Below are 24,311 nucleotides of genomic sequence, written 5' to 3' on the forward strand. Positions count from 1 at the left end.
TTATTTAGTATTTTATTTTTTTAAATTAAAATTTGTATATTTTTTATATTCAAACATTGCTGAAATTGATTCTTCATGACTAATTCTTCTAATTGCTTCTGCCAACATTGTTGATAATGTTAATGTTCTTACTTTTTTTTGTTTTTGTATTTCTTTTGATAATGGAATAGTATCACATACAATTATTTCATCAATATATTTTTTTTGAATATTTTTTAAAATATTTCCAGAAAAAACAGGATGTGTTGCATAAGCAAATACTTTTTTTGCTCCATGGTTTTTTAATGCCTGTGCAGCTTTACATAAAGTGCCTCCTGTATCAATCATATCATCTACTAAGATACAGTTTCTATTTTCAACATCTCCAATAATATTCATAACTTGAGCAATATTTTTTCTTGGTCTTCGTTTATCTATTATTGCCATATCAGAATCATGTAATAATTTAGCAATAGCTCGTGCTCTGATTACCCCCCCTATATCAGGTGATACAATAATTGGATCTTTTAAATTTAATTTTAACATGTCTTCTAATAAAACAAAACTTCCAAATACATTATCTACTGGTACATCAAAAAAACCTTGTATTTGTTCTGCATGTAAATCTACTGTTAAAATACGATCAATTCCTACATTAGATAAAAAATCTGCAACTATTTTTGCTGTTATTGGTACTCTTGTTGATCTAACTCTTCGGTCTTGTCTAGCATATCCAAAATAAGGAATTACTGCTGTGATTCTTCCAGCTGATGCCCGTCTTAAAGCATCTATAATTACTGCTAATTCAATAATATTATCATTAGTAGGATAACATGTAGATTGAATTATAAATATGTCATATCCTCGAACATTTTCATTAATTTTTACACTAATTTCTCCATCACTAAAACGATTTACTGTTGCATTTCCAAGATTACTATATAGTTTATTTGCAATTAATTTTGATAATATTGGAATAGAATTACCAGAAAATATTTTCATATTTAACATAAAAATCTCATATATGATTTTTTAAAGAATATATCTTTATTTTTATAATTATATTTATTATTATAAAATAATATTAATTTATAATATATGTATTTATATTAAAAGATAATAAAATTATAATAGAAAATTAAATTTTTATAAATATTATTTAAATAATTTAATTAATATAGGAATAATAAATTTGAAAAAATCTATTATAGATAAATTAGAAAAATTACAAATTAAATTAACTAGACTTGAAAAATTATTATCTTCTAAAAAAATAATTTCTAATCAAAAAAAATTAAAAAAATATTCAAAAGAACATTTAAAATTATTTAATTTAATTTCTATATTTTTAAAATGGAAAAAAATAAAAAAAGAAATAAAATCAACAAAAATTTTATTAAATGATCCTGATATGTTTGAAATAGCACAAGATGAATTAAAAATATTAAATCTTGAAAAAATTACTTTAAAAAATAAAATTAAAACAATGCTTTTACCGGATGATTTTAATAATATAAAGAGTTGTTTTATTGAAATTAGAGCTGCAACAGGAGGTGATGAAGCGGCAATATTTGCTGGTGATTTATTTAGAATGTATGGTAAATATGCAGAATATAATAATTGGGATACAGAAATAATAAGTAGTCATGAAGGAGAAAAAGGTGGATTTAAAGAAATTATTTTAAAAATTACTGGATTAGGATCATGTAGTAAATTAAAGTTTGAATCTGGTGGGCATCGTGTTCAACGTATACCCCAAACAGAATCTCAAGGTAGAATTCATACTTCAACTTGTACTGTAGCTGTAATTCCAGAAGTACAATCATCAATAAAAACTGTAATTAATAATTCTGATTTAAAAATTGATACTTTTCGTTCTTCTGGAGCTGGGGGACAACATGTTAATACTACTGATTCTGCAATTCGAATTACTCATATTCCTACAGGAACAGTAGTAGAATGTCAAGATGAACGTTCGCAACATAAAAATAAATCTAAAGCAATGTCTATTTTATATTCTAGAATTCATGCTAATAAAATTAAAAAACAAAATCAAAAAAATTCTCTTATTCGAAAAAATTTATTAGGAACAGGAGATCGTTCAGATCGAAATAGAACATATAATTTTCCAAAAAATAGAGTAACTGATCATCGTATTAATTTAAGTTTATATTGCTTAAATGACATTTTAAATGGTAATTTAGATATTTTAATTACTCCAATAATGCAAGAATATAATACAAAATTATTATTACAAATTGTAAAATAAATAATTATGAAGATTTATTCTTTAATAGATTATGCAGTAAAAATATTATATAATTATGATACTCCTCGATTAGATGCAGAATTATTATTGAGTTATGTTATAAAAAAAACAAGAACTTGGATTAATATTTTTAATAATTTTGAATTAACAAATAAACAAGTGGTATTATTTAAGAAATTATTATTTCGTCGATTAAATGGTGAACCAATTGCTTATATAATTAATAAAAAAGAATTTTGGTCTTTATCATTTTTTGTTTCAAAATATACTTTAATTCCAAGACCAGAAACAGAAATTTTAGTTTATCATGCCTTAAATTTATTAAATAAAAAAGATTTTATTTTAGATTTAGGTACAGGATGCGGAGCTATATCTTTATCTATAGCATTTGAAATGTTAACATGTAAAGTTTTTGGTATTGATAATAATCATCAAGCAATTAAAATTGCAAAAAAAAATGCAAAAAAATTAAATATAAAAAATGCTTATTTTTTTTATAGTAATTGGTTTTCTTGTATTAAAGAAAAATTTAATTTAATTGTTAGTAATCCACCTTATTTATGTAAAAATGAAAAATTTTATATTTCACAAGAATTATTTTTTGAACCTTATAATTCTTTATTTGCAAAAAAAAATGGTATATCAGAAATTGAATATATTATTCATCATTCTCAAAAATATTTATTTGTATATGGATGGTTATTAATAGAACATGGATGGAATCAAAAAAATATTGTTCAAAAAATATTTAAAAAAAATAATTTTTATAATATTAGATCTTATAAAGATTATTTAGGTTATAATAGAATAACATTAGGTCAAAAAAAATATTAATTTATAATATATTATATAAATTTAATATTTAATTAATTTTTTATTTTTTTTAAATTGAAAGTTAGGTATATTTTATGTTAAATAATTTGGTTTTAGTATTAAATTGTGGTAGTTCATCTTTAAAATTTTCAATTTTAGATCCTAAAAATTCTAAAAAATATTTATTTGGATTAGTTGATCGTTTATATTTATCTAATTCTTATATCATTTGGTTTGAGAATAAAATAAAAAAAAAAATACTTATTGGAGATTATATTTCTCATATCAAATCTTTAAAATTTATTATAAAAATTATTATTAATAATAAAAATAATTTAATTTCAAAAATTAAATATATAGGACATCGTGTTGTTCATGGTGGAGAAAAATTTATTAAACCAATTATTATTAATGATATTGTAATAAAAGAAATTAAAAAAAATAGTATTTTTGCTCCTTTACATAATCCAATTAATTTATTAGGAATTGATGCTGCCATTAAATATTTTCCAAAATTAAGAAAAAATAATGTTGCTGTTTTTGATACCTCTTTTTATCATAATATTCCAGAATTTGCATATTTATACGCAATACCTTATAAATTTTATAAAAAGTATCGTATTAGACGTTATGGAGCACATGGAATTAGTCATTATTATATTTCTAAAAGAACATCTAAAATTTTAAATATTAAATTAAATAATTTAAATGTTATTACTTGTCATTTAGGTGGAGGTTCATCAATTAGTGCTATTCGAAATGGTATTTGTGTAGATACATCTATGGGTTTAACACCATTAGAGGGTTTAGTTATGGGAACTAGAAGTGGTGATATAGATCCTTCAATAATATTTTTTATGCATAATATTTTAGGAAAAGATATAAATGAAATTCAAAAAATTTTAATTAATCAATCTGGTATTTTAGGTTTAACAAATGGTATTACTAGTGATTTTCGAGATATTGAAAAAACATATTATTCTAATATTGAATCATATCGAGCTGTAAATGTTTTTTGTTATAGATTATCTAAATATATTAGTGCATATACTTCTACTTTAAATGGAAAATTAGATGCTATTATATTTACAGGTGGAATTGGTGAAAATTCTGCTTTAGTTCGTGAATTAACCTTATCAAAATTAAAATTAATAGGTGTAGAAATTAATAATATTTTAAATTATCAAAAACATTCACAAGATTATTTTTTTATTAATAAAAATAATACTATTCCAATATTAGTTATTTCAACTGATGAAGAATTAGTAATTGCAAAAGAAACAAAAAAATTATTTTTATAATTTTAATTATTTATAAATAATAATTAATTATAATATAATTATATTATTAACAATTATTTTTAGGAATTTTTTTGTGACAAGAACTATTATGGTAATTCCATTAGGAAATAGTTTTGGACTAACATCTGTTATTTTAAGTTTAGTAAAATTATTTTATCCTAAGAAGAAAATTATTTTTTTTAAACCTTTTCCTGATTCTTCTCATAATATTTATAATACTACTTATATTTTAAAAAAATATTTTTCTATTTCTTCTATTCAACCTATTTTACATGAAAAAGAAAAATTTTTATCAAAAAAAATATATATTAAAAAAATTATTAAAGATAATTTAGAATTATATTATTCATATAAAAAAAAATATGATATTATTCTTATTGAAGGTAAAAAAAATAATAATAATAATTATTATATTCATAATTTAAATATAATATTTTCTAATAAAATTAATGTTGAATTATTATTTTATAATTCTAATAATAATATTTCTCATTTTATTCAACAAATTGAATTTTATAAAAAAAATAATATATTTAATAATATTTTAGGTATTATTAATAATTTTTGTAATTCTAATTGCAAGTTATATAATAATATTATTTTTAAAAAAGAATATTTTGATAAATATATATTTTATAAAAATAAAATTAATTTAATAAATATTCCATGGAATAAAAAATTAATATTTTTTCCAATACATGAAATATTTAAATCTATTAAAATAATAAATAAGATAAAACAAGAATATAATATACATTTAATAAAATCATTTATTTTATATAAAAAACAATTATTAAATAATTTTATTTATATAAATAATTTTTCTATATTATTTTCTTCAAATATTTTTATTCAAAAATATGATAAATTTGTAAAATTTATATTAAATAATAATATTTTTCATTCTATTATATTTACAAATTGTAATAAATATAACATATGCATTTTAAAAAAAATAAAGAAAAAATATAATATTCATATTCCATTTTTTTACACTATTTTAATATTTAGAAAAGTAATGAATATTATTAAAAATTTTAATATTAATTCTTTAAAAAATGATCAAATATTAATTAAATATATTACTAATTATATTAGTAAATATATTAATAAAATTATTTTTTTAGATAATTCATTTAAAAATAAAATTATTCATACTCATTATTCTTCTATTTTATTTAAAAAAAATTTAATAGAAAAAGCAAGAAATATTAATTGTAATATTTTGTTACCTGAAGGAAATGAAGAGCGTATTATACATGCTGCAAATATAATATCAAATTTAAATATTGCACATTGTACATTATTAGGAAATTCTAATATTATATATAATATTGCTAAAAATAATAAAATAAATATTTCAAAAAATATTACGATTATTAATCCAACAGATATTTATCAAGATTATATTGAGAAATTATTTTTATTAAGATCTCACAAAGGAATGAATTTAAAATCAGCTAAACATCTTGTTCAAGATAATATGATTTTAGGATCATTATTATTACGTTATGGTCAAGTAGATGGAATGGTTTGTGGTATTAAATATACTACTGCTGATGTTTTACGTACTGCTATACAAATAATTGGGATAAAAGATACTGAAAAAAAATATTTTAACTCTTTAGTATCATCTTCTTTTTTTATGTTATTAAAAGATCGAGTTTTAATATATAGTGATTGTGCTGTAAATATTAATCCTAATATACATCAATTAGCTAATATTGCCATTGAAACTGCTAATTTATCTATGTTATTTAATATAAAACCTAAAATAGCTATGCTTTCTTATTCGACCGGGTGTTCCGGGTCTGGTGATACAGTTGAAAAAGTTAAACATGCTACTAATTTAGTCAAAAAAATAAAACCAAATTTTATTATTGATGGTCCTATTCAATATGATGCAGCAAGTAATATAGTAATTTCAAATATTAAAGCCCCATTATCTCCTTTAAAAGGAAACGCAAATATTTTTATTTTTCCTGATTTAAATTCTGGAAATATTACTTATAAAGCTGTTCAACAATCTGCAAATGCATATTCTATTGGTCCTATTTTACAAGGTTTAAATAGACCAGTTAATGATTTATCTCGAGGAGCAACGATTGATGATATTGTATATACTATTCTTGTTACAATTATTCAATCAAATATTAGTTAATTTTATATTTTTTATTTTTATGAATTAGGGTGTATTAAATTTATTGTGAGAAATTTTTTGTAATGCTACTACTTTTTCATTTTTTGTTGTTCGGATTAAAATTACTCCTTGAGTATTTCGTCTTAATATTCTAATTTCTGATACATTTGTTCTAACTAATGTTCCTGCATTAGTAATCATCATAATTTGATCATTTTCAGAAACTTGTATTGCACTAATCACTCCTCCATTTTTTTTTGTAATTTTAATTGATCTTACTCCTTTAGTTGCTCGTGATTTAATAGGAAAATTTTCAATTTTGGTTCTTTTTCCATAACCATGTTCTGTAACTGTTAAAATTGTACCATGTTTTTGAGGTACAAGTAATGATACCGCTTGATCATCTTTATTAATATTAATACCCCGAATACCATATGCTGTTCGTCCCATTTTTCTTACTTCTTTTTCTGAAAAATGTACAACTTTTCCTTTTTTACTAAATAACATAATGTTATTTTTACCATTTGTAATTTCAGCTCCAATTAATTCATCTTTATTTTTTAAATGAATAGCTATAATTCCTGTAGATCTTGGTTTTTTAAAAACATTTAATGCAGTTTTTTTAACAACACCATTAGCTGTTAACATAAAAATATTTTTATTATTTTTTGTTTTATTTAAATTTATAATTGCTGTAATACGTTCTTTTTTATTTAATGGAATTAAATTAATAATGGGTTTACCTCTGGCATGTCTACTAGATTCTGGTAATTGATATACTTTAATTCTATATAGAGTACCTCTATTTGAAAAACATAATATAGTATCATGAGTATTTGTTATTAATAAAGTTTGTATATAATCTTCTTTTTTAGTTTTAGCAGCAGATTTACCTTTACCGCCTCGATGTTGTGTTTCGTAATCTGATAATGGTTGATATTTTACATATCCTGAATATGATAAAGTTACAATTACATCTTCTTTAGTAATCATATCTTCTATTTCAACTTCAGTATTATGTTCTATAATTTCTGTTTTTCTTTTATCTCCAAATTTATTTTGTATAATTATTAATTCATCTTTAATAATTTTTAACATATAATTATGATTATTTAAAATTTTTGATAATAATTGAATATGTTTTAATAATTTTTTATATTCATTAAAAATTTTTTCATTTTCTAATGTAGTTAATTTTTGTAATTTTAAATCAAGAATTGATTGTACTTGTTTTTCAGTAAATTGATATTCTATATAAGGTTTTTTATCTTTTTGTAATGTTTTATTTTTTATTTTTAAATTATTATATAATTGAGAATTAAGTTTCCATTTTTCAGATAATAATTTTTCTTTTGCAAATTTTGGTTGAACAGAATTTTTAATAATTTCAATAATTTTATTTATGTTATTTAATGCAATAGCTAGTCCTTGTAATATATGTACTTTTTTTTTTGTTTTCTTTAATTCAAATATGCTTCTTTTTGTAATAATATTTTCTCTATGTAATAAAAAACATTTTAAAATATTTTTTAATGACATTACTTTTGGTTGTCCATAATATAATGCTACCATATTTATACCAAAAGATATTTGCATTTGTGTTAATACATATAATTGATTTAATAATATTTCTTTAATTACATCTTTTTTAATTTCAATAACGATTCTCATGCCATCTTTATCTGATTCATCTCTTAAAGCATGGATTCCTTCGATTTTTTTTTCTTTTACTAATTCTGAAATTTTTGTAATTAATATAGATTTATTAACTTGATATGGTAATTCATATATTATAATAGTTTCACGTTTATTTTTAATATTTTTTTCTATTTTATGTCTAGCACGAATATAAATTTTTCCTTTACCAGTACGATATGCATTTTCGATTCCCTGATATCCACTAATAATTCCAGAAGTAGGAAAATCTGGTCCTGGTATATAATTCATTAGTTCTTTTAATGATATATTTTTATTATTAATATATGCAAGGCAAGCATTAATTACTTCATTTAAATTATGTGGTGGAATATTTGTAGCCATTCCAACTGCAATACCAGAAGAACCATTAATTAATAAATTTGGTATTTTTGTTGGTAATACCTCAGGAATTTTTTCTGTTTCATCATAATTTGGTAAAAATTTTACAGTATTTTTATCTAAATCATCTAATAATTCATGTGCTATTTTTGACATTCTTATTTCTGTATAACGCATAGCTGCTGCTGAATCACCATCTATTGATCCAAAGTTTCCTTGTCCTTCAATTAATACATATCGCAAAGAAAATGATTGAGCCATTCTGACTATTGCTTCATATACTGCTGAATCTCCATGAGGATGATATTTTCCAATTACATCACCTACAACTCGAGCAGATTTTTTATAAGGTTTATTCCAATCATTTCCTAAAATTTTCATAGCAAATAATATTCTTCTATGTACCGGTTTTAATCCATCTCTTACATCAGGTAATGCTCTTCCTACGATTACTGACATTGCATAATCAAGATAAGAAGATTTTAATTCTTTTTCAATATCAATTTGATGAATATTTTTTAAAAATTTATTCATATATTTATTTCTCATAAAGTAATATAACTGTATTTAATATAAAAATATATTATATTAAAATAATATAAAGGTATTAAAATAATATTTTTATTTTTTTATAATATTTAAAAATATCTTTTAAAATAGGATTTATATGAAAGAAACAGAAAAAAAATTAATTATTGATTTATTTAAGAAAATAAAAAATGTAGAATTACAAACACCTAATAAAGATATTGAAGCGGAAAAATTAATTAATTTTTTATTAAATAATCAAAATAATGCAGTTTATTATATGGTACAAACAATTTTAGTACAAGAAATAATTATTCAGGAATTAAATGATAAAATAAAAAAAATAGAAAATCAAACAAATAATTCTTTTTCACAATCTTCTAGTTTTTTATCTGATCATTTAAAAAATAAAATTTTAGATATGCCTATTCAAAATAATTCATTATATAATAATAAATATGATACTTATAAAAAATTTGAATCTAATATTTTAGATACTAATTATTTAAATAATAAAAATAATTATTCTGGAAGTAATACTAGTGGCGGTGGTATATCTAGTTTTCTTGGTAATGCTTTACAAACAGCAGTCGGTGTAGCAGGAGGTATGGTTGCTGGAAATATGATAACAGATTTTTTTCAAAATCATGATAAAGAACATGATATATCAAATCATGAAAATAATTCAGATCATATAGATACTAAAGATCATATTGATAATTCTATTCATAATAATTTTTTAAATCCTGATACATCAGATGATTTTAATGTAGATAATAATGTTCATGATGATAATTCTCAAGATTTAAATATAGATGATATTGATGATACAAATGATTTTAATGATAATTTTTAATATATTGTGTTATTATTTTTAATTTTTTATATTTTTTAATAAAACCAGCTTTAATATTTTGCTGGTTTTATTTTTTTTAATTATTATGATAATATTTTATTAAACCATCTTTTGATGGATGCATAGTTTTTTTTCCCTTTGTCCAATTTGCTGGACATACTTCTCCATGTTTTTCATAAAAATGTATTGCATCTATCATTCTTAACATATCTTTAATATTTCTTCCGAATGGTAAATCATTTACTACTTGATGTCTAACAATACCTTTAGTATCAATTAAAAAAGATGCTCTTAAAGAAATTCCTAATGTAGGATGAGCAATATCATAGGATTCTTGAATTTCTCCTTTAATATCTGATATTAAAGTATACTTTAATTTTCCTATTCCACCTTTTTTAATTTCAATATTTTGCCATGCTTGATGTACAAAAACTGAATCACGAGATACACCAATAATTTCTGTATTTTTATTTTTAAATTCATTATATAATTTATTAAATGAAATAATTTCTGTTGGACAAACAAATGTAAAATCCATTGGCCAAAAAAATAAAATTGCTATTTTATTTTTTATGTTTTCTTTAAAATTAAATTCATCAATAATAGATCCATCTTTTAAAATAGCTGGAGCAATAAAATTTGGTGCATATTGAGAAACTAAATTCATTTTTTTTCCTTATTAATGAATTATTTTTTATATTATAATTTAATTTTATATTATTAATTATATAATGTTTAATTATAATTATTTTTTAATAAAGAAAAAAATATTAAATATTTTATAATAAATATATTAATTACAATTAATATATTATTTTTTTTAAATATTATAAATAATGAATTTTATTTTTTATTTTTTTTATTTTTAATTAATATTATTATTTCAATTTATTAAAAATTTATTTTTTAATATTAAACTTTTGAAAAGTATTAGAAAGAGATTTTTGAATTAATTTTATTCCTTTTATAATGGAATCTTCTTTTAATAATTTTATTTTTGGTATTTCAAATATTTTATCAAATTGATTTATTATGTTAGATAATTCTTTTAAAAAATTATTTAAGTTATCATATTTAATTTTTTTTATCGTTTCTTCAGATTTTTTTTTAATATTCTCAATATTGGCTTGTATTCTTAATTTTTTTTCTTTTTTTTTTTTAATCAGATGATTTAATTTTTTTTTTAATTTATTAATTTCTTCTATATTTATTTTATTCAACATGTTATTTTATAATGTTATTAATATTAATATTGATAATTTTATTATAAATATTTTTATAGTTTATTCAATAATATATTATTATTTTTTGTTTTTTATTTAAGGAATATTCAAATAATGACAATAAAATTTAAGTCAATTGCAATTTTAGGATATCCTCGTGATTTAAATTTATTTTTAAATCATAAAATTTTATATGATTGGTTAATAAAAAAAGGATATAATGTTGTTATTGAAAAAAGTATTTCTAAATTTCTTAATTTAAAAAATCCAAATATTGCAACATTAATACAAATTGGAGAAAAATGTGAATTAGGTATTGTAATTGGTGGAGATGGAAATATGTTATGTGTTTTAAAAAAATTATTTTCTTATCCAATTAAAATTATTGGTATTAATTGTGGTAATTTAGGATTTTTAGCAGATTTAAATCCTGATGATATGATTGTAAAATTATCAGAAATTTTATCTGGTTTTTATTATATAGAAAAAAGATTTTTATTAGAAGTAAATATTTTTGATAAAAAAATAAAAAAAAAAAGTTTTGCTATTAATGAAATAGTTTTACATCCAGAAAAGATATCAAAAATGATAGAATTTGAAGTTTATATTAGTAAAAAATTTGCATTTTATCAAAGATCTGATGGAATAATTATTTCTACTCCGACTGGTTCTACTGGATATGCGCTTTCTGCTGGTGGTCCAATTTTATCATTATCTTCAAAATCAATTGTTATAGTTCCTATGTTACCTCATACATTATCTGCTCGTCCAATTGTTATTAGCAATAATGATATTATTAAATTAAAATTATTTAATTTAGAAAATAAATTAAAAATTAGTTGTGATGGTCAAGTAAAATTATCTATTTTTAATGAAAAAAAAATTTATATTTATAAAAGTAAATATTTTGTAAATTTTATTCATCCTAATAATTATCATTATTTAAATGTATTAAGAAAAAAATTAAATTGGTCAAAAAATTTTTTTTAATTTTAAATGATATTTATTATTAAATACATTTTTATTTTTTTTTAATAATTTTTAAAATATTTTATTATTTTAAATAATATATTTTATATAAAAAATTTTTTGGAGCTGGCGGGATTCGAACCCGCGTCCAAAATATTTACAACTATAGTATTACATGCTTATTCTTTTATTTTTTTTAGTATTTTAGTATAAAAGACAATACTTTTTTAAATACCTATCTCAATTTTTTTTCCATATAAGATATGAGAAATTCCTATATTGGATTTCTTTTTTTTAACCTTTAAATATTTTATTCTTTTAAAAGAATAAATAAGAATAAAAAAAGGACTTTAATAGTTTATTAAGCTGCTAAAGCGTATTGTTCTTGTTTTGCATTTATTAAATTTTCGGTTTTTATCGAGGCAACCGAACCTCGGCATGAACTAATAGTTTTCAAAAATTTTGTCGAATCCAATATCAGCCCCAAATTTAATATTTATAAAATATATATTATATTATATAATAATACTTGTAAAATATTTTTTTTATATAAATATATTAAATAATAAGGATACATATGAATTGTTTAGAAATAATAAAAAAACAAATTAAAGATAATCCAATTTTATTATATATGAAAGGTATTCCTGATTCTCCAAGTTGTGGTTATTCTGCTCGTGCAGTAGAAGCATTATCTCATTGTAAGGTACGATTTTCATATGTTGATGTTTTAGAAAATGAAAAAATTCGTTTTACATTACCTAAATATGCCAATTGGCCAACATTTCCTCAATTATGGGTTAAAGGTAAATTAATTGGTGGATGTGATATTATTATACAAATGTTAGAGAATGGAGAATTAAAAAAAATTTTAAATGATGCAATTAAATAATTTTTTTTAATTTTTTAAATTTTTATTTTTTAGGAGGCCATCCTCCTAATTTTTTCCATTTATTAATTAATGTACAAAATAAATTTGCTGTTTGTAAAGTATCATATAAAGCAGAATGTGCTTGTTGATTATCAAATGATAATCCAATAGCTTTACATGCTTTTGCTAAAACAGTTTGTCCTAAAGCTAATCCACTTAATGTTGCTGTATCAAAAGTGACAAATGGATGAAAAGGATGATTAATAATATTACATCTTTTTATAGCTTCCATGAGAAAATTATAATCAAAATTTGCATTATGAGCTACAATAATACTTTTTTTGCAATTATTATTTTTCATTTCTTGATATATGATATCAAATATACAATTTAAAGCTTCTTTTTCATGTACAGCTTGTCTTAAAGGATTAAATGGATCAATTTTATTAAATAAAAAAGAGGATGTTTCAATTAACGATCCTGGAAATGGTTTAATATGAAAATGTATTGTTTTTGCTTTTTTTAACCAACCATTTGTATCCATTTTTAATGTAACCACTGCTATTTCAACTAAAGCATGAATTTTATGATTAAATCCAGTAGTTTCAATATCTATTACTACAGGATAAAAATTTCTAAATCTTTTATTTAAATTATTATATTGAGCTTTCATTTTATTATTTTTAATTTATGAATTTAAATTATATTTTATTTGAAATAAATAATTATTATTAATATATTTTTTTGGAGTATAATATGGGTTTTCATTGTGGAATAATTGGTTTACCTAATGTAGGTAAATCAACTTTATTTAATATTTTAACTAATTCTAACATTCCAGCAAAAAATTTTCCATTTTGTACTATTAAATCTAATTTTGGTATTGCTCCAGTATTTGATGATAGATTAAATGTCATTTCAAGTATTGTTAATCCAAATAAAATTACAACTACATTTATGGAATTTGTAGATATCGCTGGATTAGTAAAAGGAGCTTCAAAAGGATTAGGATTAGGTAATCAATTTTTAGATAATATTAGAAGAACTAATTTAATTATTCATGTAGTTAGATGTTTTAATAATGATAGTATTATTCATGTACATAATAATGTAAATCCAATATATGATATTGAAATAATTAATATGGAATTAATAATATCAGATTTACAATTATGTCAAAAAGAAATATTAAAATTAAAAAAAAAAAAAGTACATAATGATAAAATTATTATTTTAGAAAATTGTATACATTTTTTACAAAATGGTAATATGTTACGAGATTTGAATTTAAGTAATATAGAATTAAAAATTATATATGATATTAATTTAATTACATTAAAACCTGTAATATATATATTTAATATTTCTGAAGATAGTAAACAAGAATCTTATTTTGATAAATTATTAAATTATATGAATAAAAGAAATAATATTTTTATTACAATAAAAATATTAGAAGAAATGCAAAATGAATATTTAAAATTAGAAAATAATAATTATTTAAATTTAGTAAAAAATGATAAATCTAAAATTAATGATATTATTCAAACAGGATATAAAATTTTAAAATTGCAAAATTTTTTTACAGTTGGAAAAAAAGAAATACGATCATGGACTATACCTATAGGTACAACAAGTATTCAAGCTGCTAAAAAAATACATACAGATTTTCAAAGAGGATTTATTCGATCTAAAATAATTAGTTATGTTGATTTTATTAAATTTAAAAATGAACATGAGTTAAAAAAATTTGGTAAAATTCGTATTGAAGGTAAAAATTATATAATACAAGATGGTGATATTATTGAATTTTTATTTAAAGTATAATTTTTTATTAGAGAAGAAAATATCATTTTCTCCTCTAAGTAATAAATAATATATTTATTATTTTAAAAATGTTTTTAATTTTTCAAAATTTGGTTTCATATAATGTGATAATATAGGTAATTTAGATGGTTTTTTGAGTTTTTTTGGTAGTTTTATTTTAATATCTAATACATTTTCAACAACATCTTTAAATTTTGATGGATGTGCTGTTCCTAAAAATAGTCCAAATTCGTCTTCTTTTACTTTTTTTTCTAATAATTGAAATGCCACTGCTGCATGTGGTTCAGAAATATATCCTATATTTTTTAATTTTAATAAAGTTTCAGTAGTAATTTGGTCTGATACACTTCCAAATCCTAATGTATTAAGATTCCATTTTTTTCTTGAAAATAATTCTTCTACTCTTGGCCAATTATTTGGTCTACTAATATCCATGGCATTAGAAATAGTAGAAATACAATTATAAGGTTTCCATTTTCTGGATTTTAAAAATCTTGGTACAGTATTATTAATATTAGTAGCTGCAATAAATGATTGAATTGGTAAACCCATAGATTTAGCTAACAATCCTGCGGTTAAATTTCCAAAATTTCCACATGGAACAGAAATAATTAATTTTTTACGATTTTCTTTTGAAAGTAAAGCGTAAGCTTCAAAAAAATAACATACTTGAGCTAATAATCGACTAATATTAATTGAATTAGCTGAATTTAAACCTGTTTTTTTTTTTAATTTTTCATCATTAAAAGCTTTTTTTACTAATTCTTGACATTCATCAAAACTTCCATTAATAGCTATTGTTGTAATATTTTCACCAAGAGTACAAAATAATGATTCTTGTAGTTTACTTATTTTTCCTTTAGGATATAATATTATTACTTTAACATTTTTGATTTTATAAAAAGCATGTGCTACAGCTGCTCCAGTATCTCCTGAAGTTGCAGTAAGTATTGTAGTAGTAATATCATTATTTTTATTTAAATGTGATATTATTTGAGCCATAAATCTAGCTCCAAAATCTTTAAATGCTAATGTTGGTCCGTGAAATAATTCTAAACAAGATATATTTTTTGTTACTGGAATAATTCTAGGTTTAGAAAAAGAGAAAGCATTATGTACGTATTTTGTTAAATCATTAATTTTAATTTCATTTCCTATAAACATAGAAAGAATTTTAATACTACGCGTTAAAAAATCCATTTCAATAATTTCTTCTAATTGATTTTTTGGTATTATAGGTAAATCGATTGGAAAAAATAATCCTTGTTTTTTTCCTAATCCCATTTTTACAGCTTTTAAAAAATCTACTTGTTCGCAATAATTTTTTAAATTATATAATTTCATATCAATTATTCTCCTATAATTCTAGTACCTTTTGTATCTAATTCACAAATATGAACAAATCCTTGATTATTTTTTAAATAATTTTTTGATAACCATTTTGATATATTTTTAGCAATAATTTCATTATTACAAATTACAAAAATTGTTGGACCTGATCCAGATATTCCAAAATTTATAGCTCCAAGATTTAATACTTGTTTTTTTATTTTTAAATAATTTGGAATTAATTGCATTCTATATGGTTCTGCTATAATATCTTTCATTAATTTTAAAGCTAATTTTGATTGTTGAGTATATGAAGCATGTATAAAACCTGCTAATAATCGACTATGTTCAATACATATTTTTTTATCATATTTTAAAGGTAAAATTGATCTAGCTGATGATGTAGATATCTTAATACCTGGCCATGCAACAATCCATATCCAATCTTTAAAAAAGGGAATTGATTGACTGATATAATTGTTTTCATTAATAATAAGTTGTAAACCTCCATAATAACATGGAGCTACATTATCATAATGAGGGTCTCCAGATATTTCACCTTCTATTACACCCATTAAATATAATAATTGTCGTGAATTCAATGGTTTATTACAAAATTTATTAATAGCAACTAATGTTGCAACAATAGAACAAGCACTAGATCCTAAACCTGATCCAATTGGCATATTTTTTTCTAAAGTAATAGAGATTAATATTTTTTTTCCAATAATTTTACAAAAATGATTCCAACATTTCCAAACAATATTTTTTTTAATATTTTTTGGTAATTGGAATGCAAATTTTCCTGTATTATTTAAATTAAAAGTATTATTTGATTTAATAGTAACAGTATCACCTAATAATTTTCCATTTTTTGGTGAAATTGCTGCACCTAATAAATCAAAACCAACATTAATATTACCAATAGAAGCAGGTGCATAAATTTTTATCATATTTAATTTCCTAATTATTATGGTAATAATTGTAATAAATCAGAAAAAATTCCAGCTGCTGTAACATTATTTCCTGCACCATATCCTTTTAATACCAATGGTATTGGTTGATAATATTTACTATATATTATTAATGCATTTTCACCATTTTTAACATTATATAAAGGATTTTTTTTATCAACTTCTGTTAATTCTACTTTACATAATCCTCCTTTTTTTATTGTTCCAATAAATCTTAATACTTTTTTATATTTTTTTGCTAATTTTATTTTGTTGTAAAAATATTCATTTAATTTTGATAATTCAGATATAAAAGTGTTTTTATCTTTTATTTTTAACATATATTTTGGTAATATTGGTATAATTTTAATATCTTCTAATTCTAATTTATATCCTGATTCTCTAGCTAATATAAGTAGTTTTCTTGCGACATCTAATCCAGATAGATCATCTTTTGGATTTGGTTCTGTAAATCCTAATTTTTTTGCCATAATAGTAGCTTCTGAAATAGATAATCCTTCTTCTAATTTTCCAAAAATAAATGATAAAGATCCAGATAATATACCTTCAAAACTAATTAATTCATCTCCTGAATCAAATAAATTTTTTAATGTTTTTATAATTGGTAATCCAGCACTAACATTAGTTTCATAAAAAAATTTTTTATTTTTTTTTATTGCAATATTTCTAATGTTTGCATATTCTTTCCAAGTATTTGTATTAGCTTTTTTATTTGGAGTTACAATATTTATATTATTTTTTAAAATATCATAATAAAAATTAGCTATTTCTTGACTTGCAGTACAATCTATAATTACGGGATTAAATAAAGAAATATTTTTTGCATATTTAATAATTTTTTTTATACAAAATTTTTTATGAGTAGTATGAAATTGTTCTTTCCAAGTGATTAGATTAATACCATCTAAATTAATTAACATTTTTTTTGAATTTGATATACTACAAATTTTAAATATTATATTTTTATTTTTTAATATTTGACTTTGTTTTTGAATTTGTTTTAATAATGCTTTTGCTACTCCTCCAATTCCAATTAAAAAAATTTCAATAATATTTATTTTATAAAATAATTTATTATGAATAATTTTAATATTTTCATGAATATTATTATTATTTGTTATTATTATAAAAGAATTTTTTGAAAATGTAGTATTTGTAGAAATAATATTTAAATTTGTATTTTTTAATGATAAAAAAATTTTTTTTTGAACATTAATATTATTATTAATATTGTTACCAACAATATTTATTAATTTTAATGTTTGATCAATATTAATTATATTAATAATATCATATATTAATTCTTTTTGTAGTTTTTTTTTTAAAATATTTTTAATTTGATCTTTATATTTTTGTATTATATAAAAATAAATTTTATTTTCTAAATAAGATGTTACATGAAATAATATTTGAATATCAAAATTTAAAAATATTGAAAATATTTTTTCAATTATAAAATTTATATTTTTAAATATATTAATTTTAATAACAATATTTACAATATTATTTAAATATGTAATACCTTTAATATTTGTAGATTGTTCTTCAAAAATATTTTGAATAATAGTTCCTGTTTTTTCTGGAAAATATGTGTTTTTAATTATACATTTTATATTTGATTTAAATAACGGAAGTATGGTTTTTGGATGTAAAATTTTGGCTCCAAATGATGATAGTTCTATAGCTTCTTGATATGAAATTGATTTTAATAATTTTGCAGTAGGAATAATTTTAGGATCTGATGTATAAATTCCATCAACATCTGTCCAAATTTCACATACTTTTGCATTTAAACAAACTGCTAAAATTGCTGCAGAATAATCAGATCCATTTCTACCTAGAGTTACTAATTCATGATTTTTATTTCCAGCAATAAATCCAGGCATCAAAATAATATGTTTATTTGGTATTTTTATTTTTTGAATATTTTTTTTTGTTTTAGAAATATTTACATCTGATTCAAAATAATCATTATTAGTAACAATATTTTTTATTGGATCAATATAAAATGTTAAATAATTTTTAGAAATTAATAATTGTTGCATAATTTTAATAGAAATTATTTCACCTTTTGAAATAATTTCTGAAAATAATTTTTTTGAATTATCATTTAATAATTTTATTTTTTTAATTTTATTTTTTAAATCATCAAATGTATTTGTAATATATTTATTAATATTATTATTAGGAAAATTATTTTGTTGTTTATTTATTCCATTACTTAATTCATAAAAAATTGTTTCTATTTTTTGAAATATATTTTTTGAGTTTTTATTAAATGTTATATTTTTATTAATTTGTTCTAAATAATTAGTTATTTTTGCAGGTGCAGATAAAACAATAGCAATATTATCATTTTTAAATTTTTTTTCAATGATTTTTGATACTTCTAAAAATTTTTTAGAATTAGATAATGATGTTCCTCCAAATTTAAGTATTCTCATTGAATTTATATTTTCCTTATTTTAAAATTTATATTTTTTATTATATTAATATTTTTTTATTATTAAAATTAAATAATTAATTTTTTTATTACATAATTTATATTATATAATTTTAATATTGATTTTAAATATTAAAAATAATTTTTTATTTTTATGATATAAATTATATTATATTTATTTTTTGTTAATAAAGGTTATTTATGATCAAAGTTATAAAATTTGCTTTAGGATTAGAATATGATGGTAGTTATTATCATGGATGGCAAAGTCAAAAATCAGGTTTTTTAAATGTACAAACAGAAGTTGAAAAAGCAATTTCTATAGTTGCAAATCATAATGTATCTATTTTTTGTGCTGGTAGAACAGATTCTAAAGTACATAGTTTTGGTCAAGTAATTCATTTTGAAACTACTGCAATTCGTAAAAATTTTTCTTGGATTTTTGGAATAAATAATTATTTACCTAAAAATATTTCTGTTAAATGGATTAAAAATGTTCCAAGTATATTTCATGCAAGATATAGTGCAGTATCTCGTTCTTATAGATATATTATTTATAATTCAAAATTTCGATCTGCATTATTTAATAATCGTGTTAATTATATTAGTAAAAAATTAAATATAAAAGAAATGTATAAAGCTAGTCAATGTATTATTGGAGAATATGATTTTACTTCTTTTAGATCTAATTATTGTCAATCTAATTCTCCATATAGAAAAATTATTAATATTAATATATTTAAATTAAAAAAATTTATTTTTATTGATATAGAGGCTGATTCTTTTTTACAATATATGGTAAGAAATATTATTGGTTGTTTAATTGATATTGGTAAGATGAAAAAAAATTTTAAATGGATAATATATGTTTTAAAAAAAAAAAATCGTTCTTTTTGTTCTTCTACTGCTAATCCTTATGGATTATATCTTTTATCAATTAAATATCCTAATTGTTTTAAAATTCCTGTATATAATTTTTAAAATTATTATAAAATACAATATTATTAAAAATAAATAATAAATCATTTTATTTTAATTGTATTTTTATATTTTATTTTATAATATAATTAATTATAAATTTTAATTTTTTATTTATAATATATTTTTATAATAAATTATATATTAATAAAATTATATGAGATTAATAATATGTTCTTAAAAATAATAAAAAAATTGTTTAATAAAAAAAATAATTATATATCAAAAGAAATCAAAAACATTGTATATAATATTAATAATTTAGAAAATTATTTTAGTAAATTAACAAATGATCAATTAAAAAAAAAACTCAATTTTTTAGAAATTGTATAAAAAATGGAAAATCATTAGATGAATTATTACCTGAAGCTTTTTCAACAGTAAGAGAAGTTAGTAAAAGAATTTTTAATATGAGACATTTTGATGTTCAATTAATGGGAGGAGTGATTTTACATCAAAATTGTATTGCTGAAATGTGTACTGGTGAAGGAAAAACTTTAACTTCAACTTTACCTGCATATTTAAATGCTTTAAGTGGAAATGGAGTTCATATAGTAACAATGAATGAATATTTAGCACAACGTGATGCTAAAAAAAATAAACCATTATTTGAATTTTTAGGATTAAAAGTTGGTATTAATTTATCAGGTATGTCTATAATAGAAAAACAAAAGGCGTATCATTCTGATATTGTTTATGGTACAAATCATGAATTTTGTTTTGATTATCTTCGTGATAATATGGTATTTTCTTCTAAAAAAAAAGTTCAAAAAACTTTACATTATGTATTAATTGATGAAGTAGATTCAATATTAATTGATGAAGCACGTACTCCATTAATTATTTCTGGGTCTTCAAAAGAAAATATTGAAGTATATAATATTTTTAATAAAATGGTTCCTTATTTTGTTAAACAAAAAACACAAAAAATAAATTATTCATCTAAAGATGGTGATTTTTTTATTGATGAGAAAAATAAACAAGTTTTTTTAACTGAAAATGGTTTAAAAAAATTTGAATTTTTATTATTAAAATTTAATTTTATTAATAAAGATCAATCTTTATATTCAACTCAAAATTTTATTTTTATTCAATATATTATTGCTGCTTTACGTGCTCATTTTATTTTTAATCGTGATATTGATTATATAATAAAAGATAATAAAATTATTATTATTGATGAACATACTGGACGAATGATGTTAGATCGAAGATGGTCAGATGGTTTACATCAAGCAATAGAAGCAAAAGAACATGTAAATATTTTAGATGAAAGTCAAACATTAGCATCAATTACTTTACAAAATTATTTTAAAATGTATAAAAAAATTTCTGGTATGACAGGAACTGCGCAAACTGAATCTTTTGAATTTCAAGTAATCTATGGTTTAAAAACAATAGTTGTACCTACAAATAATCCGATGATTCGTAAAGATTTACCTGATTTAATATATATGACTGAAAAAGAAAAAATAAATGCTATTATTGAAGATATTAAAAATTGTTTTTTAAAAAAACAACCTGTATTAGTTGGTACAACTTCAATAAAAAAATCTGAAATAATTTCTAAAAAATTATTTAATTTAGGTATTAAACATAATATTTTAAATGCTAAATCATATAAAAAAGAAGCATCTATTATTTCACAAGCTGGAAAATTAAAAGCTGTAACAATTTCTACTAATATGGCTGGAAGAGGTACAGATATTATATTAGGCGGTGTAATTAATGAAAAAATAAATAAATATAAATTAAATGATATAAAAAAAAAATGGCAGAAAGAACATAATGAAGTTATTTTATTAGGAGGCTTACATGTTATTGGAACTGAAAGACATGAATCTCGTCGTATTGATAATCAATTAAGAGGACGAACAGGACGACAAGGAGATCCTGGTTCTTCTAGATTTTATTTATCGTTAGAAGATTCATTAATACGTATTTTTATTTCAGAAAATATAAAAAAAATTATTTTAAATTTTAATTTAAAATTTGGAGAACCAATAGAACATCATTGGATCACAAGTGCAATATCATTTGCTCAAAAAAAAGTAGAAAATTATCATTTTGAAATTCGTAAACAATTAATTGAATATGATGATATTTTAAATACACAAAGAAATATTTTTTACCTTATACGAAATAATATTTTAAAAATTAAAAATATTAAATATTTTATAAAAAAAAATTTAATTGATATAATTAAAAATATTTTAGATAATTATAATAATTATCATAATGATATTATAAATTTAGAAAATATTTTTAAAAATGATTTTAATTTAATATTTTCATTTAAAAAATTATTAAAAAATAATTTATTAATTTCTAAAAAATTAATTTTAAATAAAATATATAAAAAAATACAATATAATTATAAAAAAATAGAAAAAAAAATTGGATATGATAATATTAGAAAAATTGAAAAAAAAATTATATTAAATATTTTAGATTTTTTTTGGAAAGAACATTTATTATTTATGGAATATTTACGTCAAGGAATACATTTTAGAGGATATTCGCAAAAAGATCCTAAACAAGAATATATTAAAGAATCATTTTTTATATTTTCAAATATGTTAAATATATTAAAATATGAAATTAGTTCAAATATAATAAAGAAAATATTTTATTTATGATTTTTATTTAATTTTTATTTTTGTATAAATTATTAAATATATAAAATTATCATATTATTTGGAATATAATTATGCGTATTGAAGAAGATATTAAATTAGGTTTTAAAGATGTTTTAATTGTACCTAAAAGATCTGCATTAAAAAGTCGTTCAGAAGTCAATTTATTTAGAAATATAAATTTTAAATACTCTAAATTTAATTATTTAGGAGTTCCTATTATTGCTTCAAATATGGATACTGTAGGTACATTTAGTATGGCAGTTAAATTATCAAAATTTAATATTTTAACAGCTATACATAAATATTATAGTATTCAAAATTGGAAAAATTTTATTTTTAATACATCTAAATATGTTTTTGATTATATTATGGTTTCTACAGGAATTTCAGATCAAGATTATATTAAATTAAAAATAATACTTTCATTATCATCTTTACTAAAATATATTTGTATTGATGTAGCAAATGGATATTCTGAATGTTTTTTAGATTTTGTAAAAAAAGTAAGAACAGATTTTCCAGAAAAAATAATTTGTGCTGGAAATGTAGTAACAGGAGAAATGGTAGAAGCATTAATTCTTTCTGGAGCAGATATTGTTAAAATTGGTATTGGACCAGGTTCAGTATGTACTACTCGATCCAAAACAGGAATTGGTTATCCTCAATTATCTGCAGTTATTGAATGTGCAGATGCTGCACATGGATTACATGGTCGAATTATTAGTGATGGTGGTTGTACTAATTCTGGAGATATAGCTAAAGCATTTGGCGCAGCTGCTGATTTTGTTATGTTGGGTGGAATTTTTGCAGGTCATAATGAATGTGAAGGTAATATCATAGAAGAAAATGATAAAAAATTTATGATTTTTTATGGAATGAGTTCAAAAAATGCTATGAAATTACATATGGGTAAAGTTGAAGTTTATAGAACTGATGAAGGTAAATCAGTAAAATTATTATTAAAAGGATCAGTAAACAAAACAGTGCTTGATATATTAGGAGGTTTACGATCATCTTGTACTTATGTGGGTGCAAAAAAAATACAAGAATTAACTAAACGTACTACATTTATTCGTGTTTTAGAACAAGAGAATAAAATTTTCAATAATAATCAATTATTTTAATATGTTACTTG

Annotated in this window: 20 protein-coding genes and 1 other RNA gene; 12 read left to right on the forward strand and 9 right to left on the reverse strand. The window is 20.2% G+C overall.

Going from position 1 to position 24,311, the window contains the following annotated elements; genetic code table 11:
* Positions 1-12 precede the first annotated feature (12 nt).
* A complete protein-coding gene (locus tag D9V81_RS00640; protein WP_158349394.1) occupies positions 13-990 on the reverse strand; it encodes a ribose-phosphate pyrophosphokinase in 978 nt (325 codons plus the stop codon).
* A 181-nt stretch (positions 991-1,171) separates the two neighbouring features.
* Between D9V81_RS00640 and prfA the strand changes: the two genes are divergently transcribed.
* The 4 genes from prfA to pta all read left to right on the forward strand — a co-directional run bounded on the left by prfA (position 1,172) and on the right by pta (position 6,523).
* Positions 1,172-2,248, forward strand: a complete 1,077-nt coding sequence (gene prfA / locus D9V81_RS00645) for a peptide chain release factor 1 (protein WP_158349395.1) — start codon at positions 1,172-1,174, stop codon at positions 2,246-2,248.
* A 6-nt stretch (positions 2,249-2,254) separates the two neighbouring features.
* Positions 2,255-3,082, forward strand: a complete 828-nt coding sequence (gene prmC / locus D9V81_RS00650; protein ID WP_158349396.1) for a peptide chain release factor N(5)-glutamine methyltransferase — start codon at positions 2,255-2,257, stop codon at positions 3,080-3,082.
* A 74-nt stretch (positions 3,083-3,156) separates the two neighbouring features.
* A complete protein-coding gene (locus tag D9V81_RS00655) occupies positions 3,157-4,362 on the forward strand; it encodes an acetate kinase (RefSeq protein ID WP_158349397.1) in 1,206 nt (401 codons plus the stop codon).
* A 73-nt stretch (positions 4,363-4,435) separates the two neighbouring features.
* Positions 4,436-6,523 (forward strand): phosphate acetyltransferase, encoded by a 2,088-nt coding sequence (pta, locus tag D9V81_RS00660; protein ID WP_158349398.1) that lies wholly within the window; start codon positions 4,436-4,438, stop codon positions 6,521-6,523.
* A 24-nt stretch (positions 6,524-6,547) separates the two neighbouring features.
* Here the strand turns inward: pta and gyrA are convergent, their stop codons facing one another.
* Complete coding sequence (gene gyrA, locus D9V81_RS00665; RefSeq protein ID WP_158349399.1) at positions 6,548-9,073, reverse strand: DNA topoisomerase (ATP-hydrolyzing) subunit A; 2,526 nt, start codon at positions 9,071-9,073, stop codon at positions 6,548-6,550.
* Between the two features lie 133 nt (positions 9,074-9,206).
* On the opposite strand from gyrA, the gene D9V81_RS00670 reads away from it, so the two are divergent.
* The gene (locus tag D9V81_RS00670; protein WP_158349400.1) at positions 9,207-9,923 is read left to right on the forward strand and encodes a DUF2076 domain-containing protein; all 717 of its coding nucleotides are present in this window, start codon (positions 9,207-9,209) and stop codon (positions 9,921-9,923) included.
* Positions 9,924-9,999: 76 nt separating this feature from the next.
* Here the strand turns inward: D9V81_RS00670 and D9V81_RS00675 are convergent, their stop codons facing one another.
* Together D9V81_RS00675 and grpE are read right to left on the reverse strand one after the other, a co-directional pair.
* Positions 10,000-10,590: a redoxin domain-containing protein gene (locus tag D9V81_RS00675; protein ID WP_158349401.1), complete on the reverse strand. Its 591-nt coding sequence runs from the start codon at positions 10,588-10,590 to the stop codon at positions 10,000-10,002.
* 232 nt (positions 10,591-10,822) lie between these two features.
* The gene (grpE, locus tag D9V81_RS00680) at positions 10,823-11,146 is read right to left on the reverse strand and encodes a nucleotide exchange factor GrpE (RefSeq protein WP_158349402.1); all 324 of its coding nucleotides are present in this window, start codon (positions 11,144-11,146) and stop codon (positions 10,823-10,825) included.
* Between the two features lie 114 nt (positions 11,147-11,260).
* Here grpE and nadK point away from each other — a divergent pair, with 114 nt between their 5' ends.
* Entirely contained in the window at positions 11,261-12,136 is an 876-nt protein-coding gene (nadK, locus tag D9V81_RS00685) for an NAD(+) kinase (RefSeq protein WP_158349403.1), read from the forward strand.
* A gap of 99 nt (positions 12,137-12,235) precedes the next feature.
* Here the strand turns inward: nadK and ssrA are convergent.
* Positions 12,236-12,600, reverse strand: a transfer-messenger RNA (tmRNA) gene (gene ssrA / locus D9V81_RS00690).
* Positions 12,601-12,692: 92 nt separating this feature from the next.
* On the opposite strand from ssrA, the gene grxD reads away from it, so the two are divergent.
* Positions 12,693-13,007 carry a Grx4 family monothiol glutaredoxin gene (gene grxD, locus D9V81_RS00695; protein WP_158349404.1) on the forward strand — a complete coding sequence of 105 codons (315 nt, stop codon included), beginning with the start codon at positions 12,693-12,695 and terminating at the stop codon, positions 13,005-13,007.
* Positions 13,008-13,029: 22 nt separating this feature from the next.
* Here the strand turns inward: grxD and rnt are convergent, their stop codons facing one another.
* On the reverse strand, positions 13,030-13,659 hold the full coding sequence (gene rnt, locus D9V81_RS00700) for a ribonuclease T (protein ID WP_158349405.1): 630 nt from the start codon (positions 13,657-13,659) through the stop codon (positions 13,030-13,032).
* Between the two features lie 83 nt (positions 13,660-13,742).
* Between rnt and ychF the strand changes: the two genes are divergently transcribed.
* Positions 13,743-14,813: a redox-regulated ATPase YchF gene (ychF, locus tag D9V81_RS00705; protein WP_158349721.1), complete on the forward strand. Its 1,071-nt coding sequence runs from the start codon at positions 13,743-13,745 to the stop codon at positions 14,811-14,813.
* 57 nt (positions 14,814-14,870) lie between these two features.
* Here the strand turns inward: ychF and thrC are convergent, their stop codons facing one another.
* Genes thrC through thrA form a run of 3 tightly spaced genes read right to left on the reverse strand, consistent with a single transcriptional unit; the run spans position 14,871 to position 19,560 of the window.
* On the reverse strand, positions 14,871-16,157 hold the full coding sequence (thrC, locus tag D9V81_RS00710) for a threonine synthase (protein WP_158349406.1): 1,287 nt from the start codon (positions 16,155-16,157) through the stop codon (positions 14,871-14,873).
* Between the two features lie 5 nt (positions 16,158-16,162).
* The gene (gene thrB / locus D9V81_RS00715; protein WP_158349407.1) at positions 16,163-17,095 is read right to left on the reverse strand and encodes a homoserine kinase; all 933 of its coding nucleotides are present in this window, start codon (positions 17,093-17,095) and stop codon (positions 16,163-16,165) included.
* Positions 17,096-17,112: 17 nt separating this feature from the next.
* A complete protein-coding gene (thrA, locus tag D9V81_RS00720) occupies positions 17,113-19,560 on the reverse strand; it encodes a bifunctional aspartate kinase/homoserine dehydrogenase I (protein ID WP_158349408.1) in 2,448 nt (815 codons plus the stop codon).
* A 200-nt stretch (positions 19,561-19,760) separates the two neighbouring features.
* Here thrA and truA point away from each other — a divergent pair, with 200 nt between their 5' ends.
* The 4 genes from truA to D9V81_RS00735 all read left to right on the forward strand — a co-directional run bounded on the left by truA (position 19,761) and on the right by D9V81_RS00735 (position 24,300).
* On the forward strand, positions 19,761-20,540 hold the full coding sequence (truA, locus tag D9V81_RS00725; RefSeq protein ID WP_158349409.1) for a tRNA pseudouridine(38-40) synthase TruA: 780 nt from the start codon (positions 19,761-19,763) through the stop codon (positions 20,538-20,540).
* Between the two features lie 168 nt (positions 20,541-20,708).
* The gene (locus D9V81_RS02135; RefSeq protein WP_261978189.1) at positions 20,709-20,870 is read left to right on the forward strand and encodes a hypothetical protein; all 162 of its coding nucleotides are present in this window, start codon (positions 20,709-20,711) and stop codon (positions 20,868-20,870) included.
* Positions 20,867-23,176, forward strand: coding sequence for a preprotein translocase subunit SecA (gene secA, locus D9V81_RS00730; RefSeq protein ID WP_261978191.1), 2,310 nt, complete (start codon positions 20,867-20,869; stop codon positions 23,174-23,176). The genes D9V81_RS02135 and secA overlap by 4 nt, the downstream gene beginning before the upstream one ends.
* Before the next feature lie 71 nt (positions 23,177-23,247).
* Positions 23,248-24,300: a GMP reductase gene (locus D9V81_RS00735; RefSeq protein WP_158349410.1), complete on the forward strand. Its 1,053-nt coding sequence runs from the start codon at positions 23,248-23,250 to the stop codon at positions 24,298-24,300.
* The last annotated feature ends 11 nt before the right edge of the window (positions 24,301-24,311 follow it).

It is taken from the genome of Buchnera aphidicola (Therioaphis trifolii) (assembly GCF_005080705.1).
Taxonomy (GTDB): Bacteria; Pseudomonadota; Gammaproteobacteria; order Enterobacterales; family Enterobacteriaceae; genus Buchnera_L; species Buchnera_L aphidicola_X.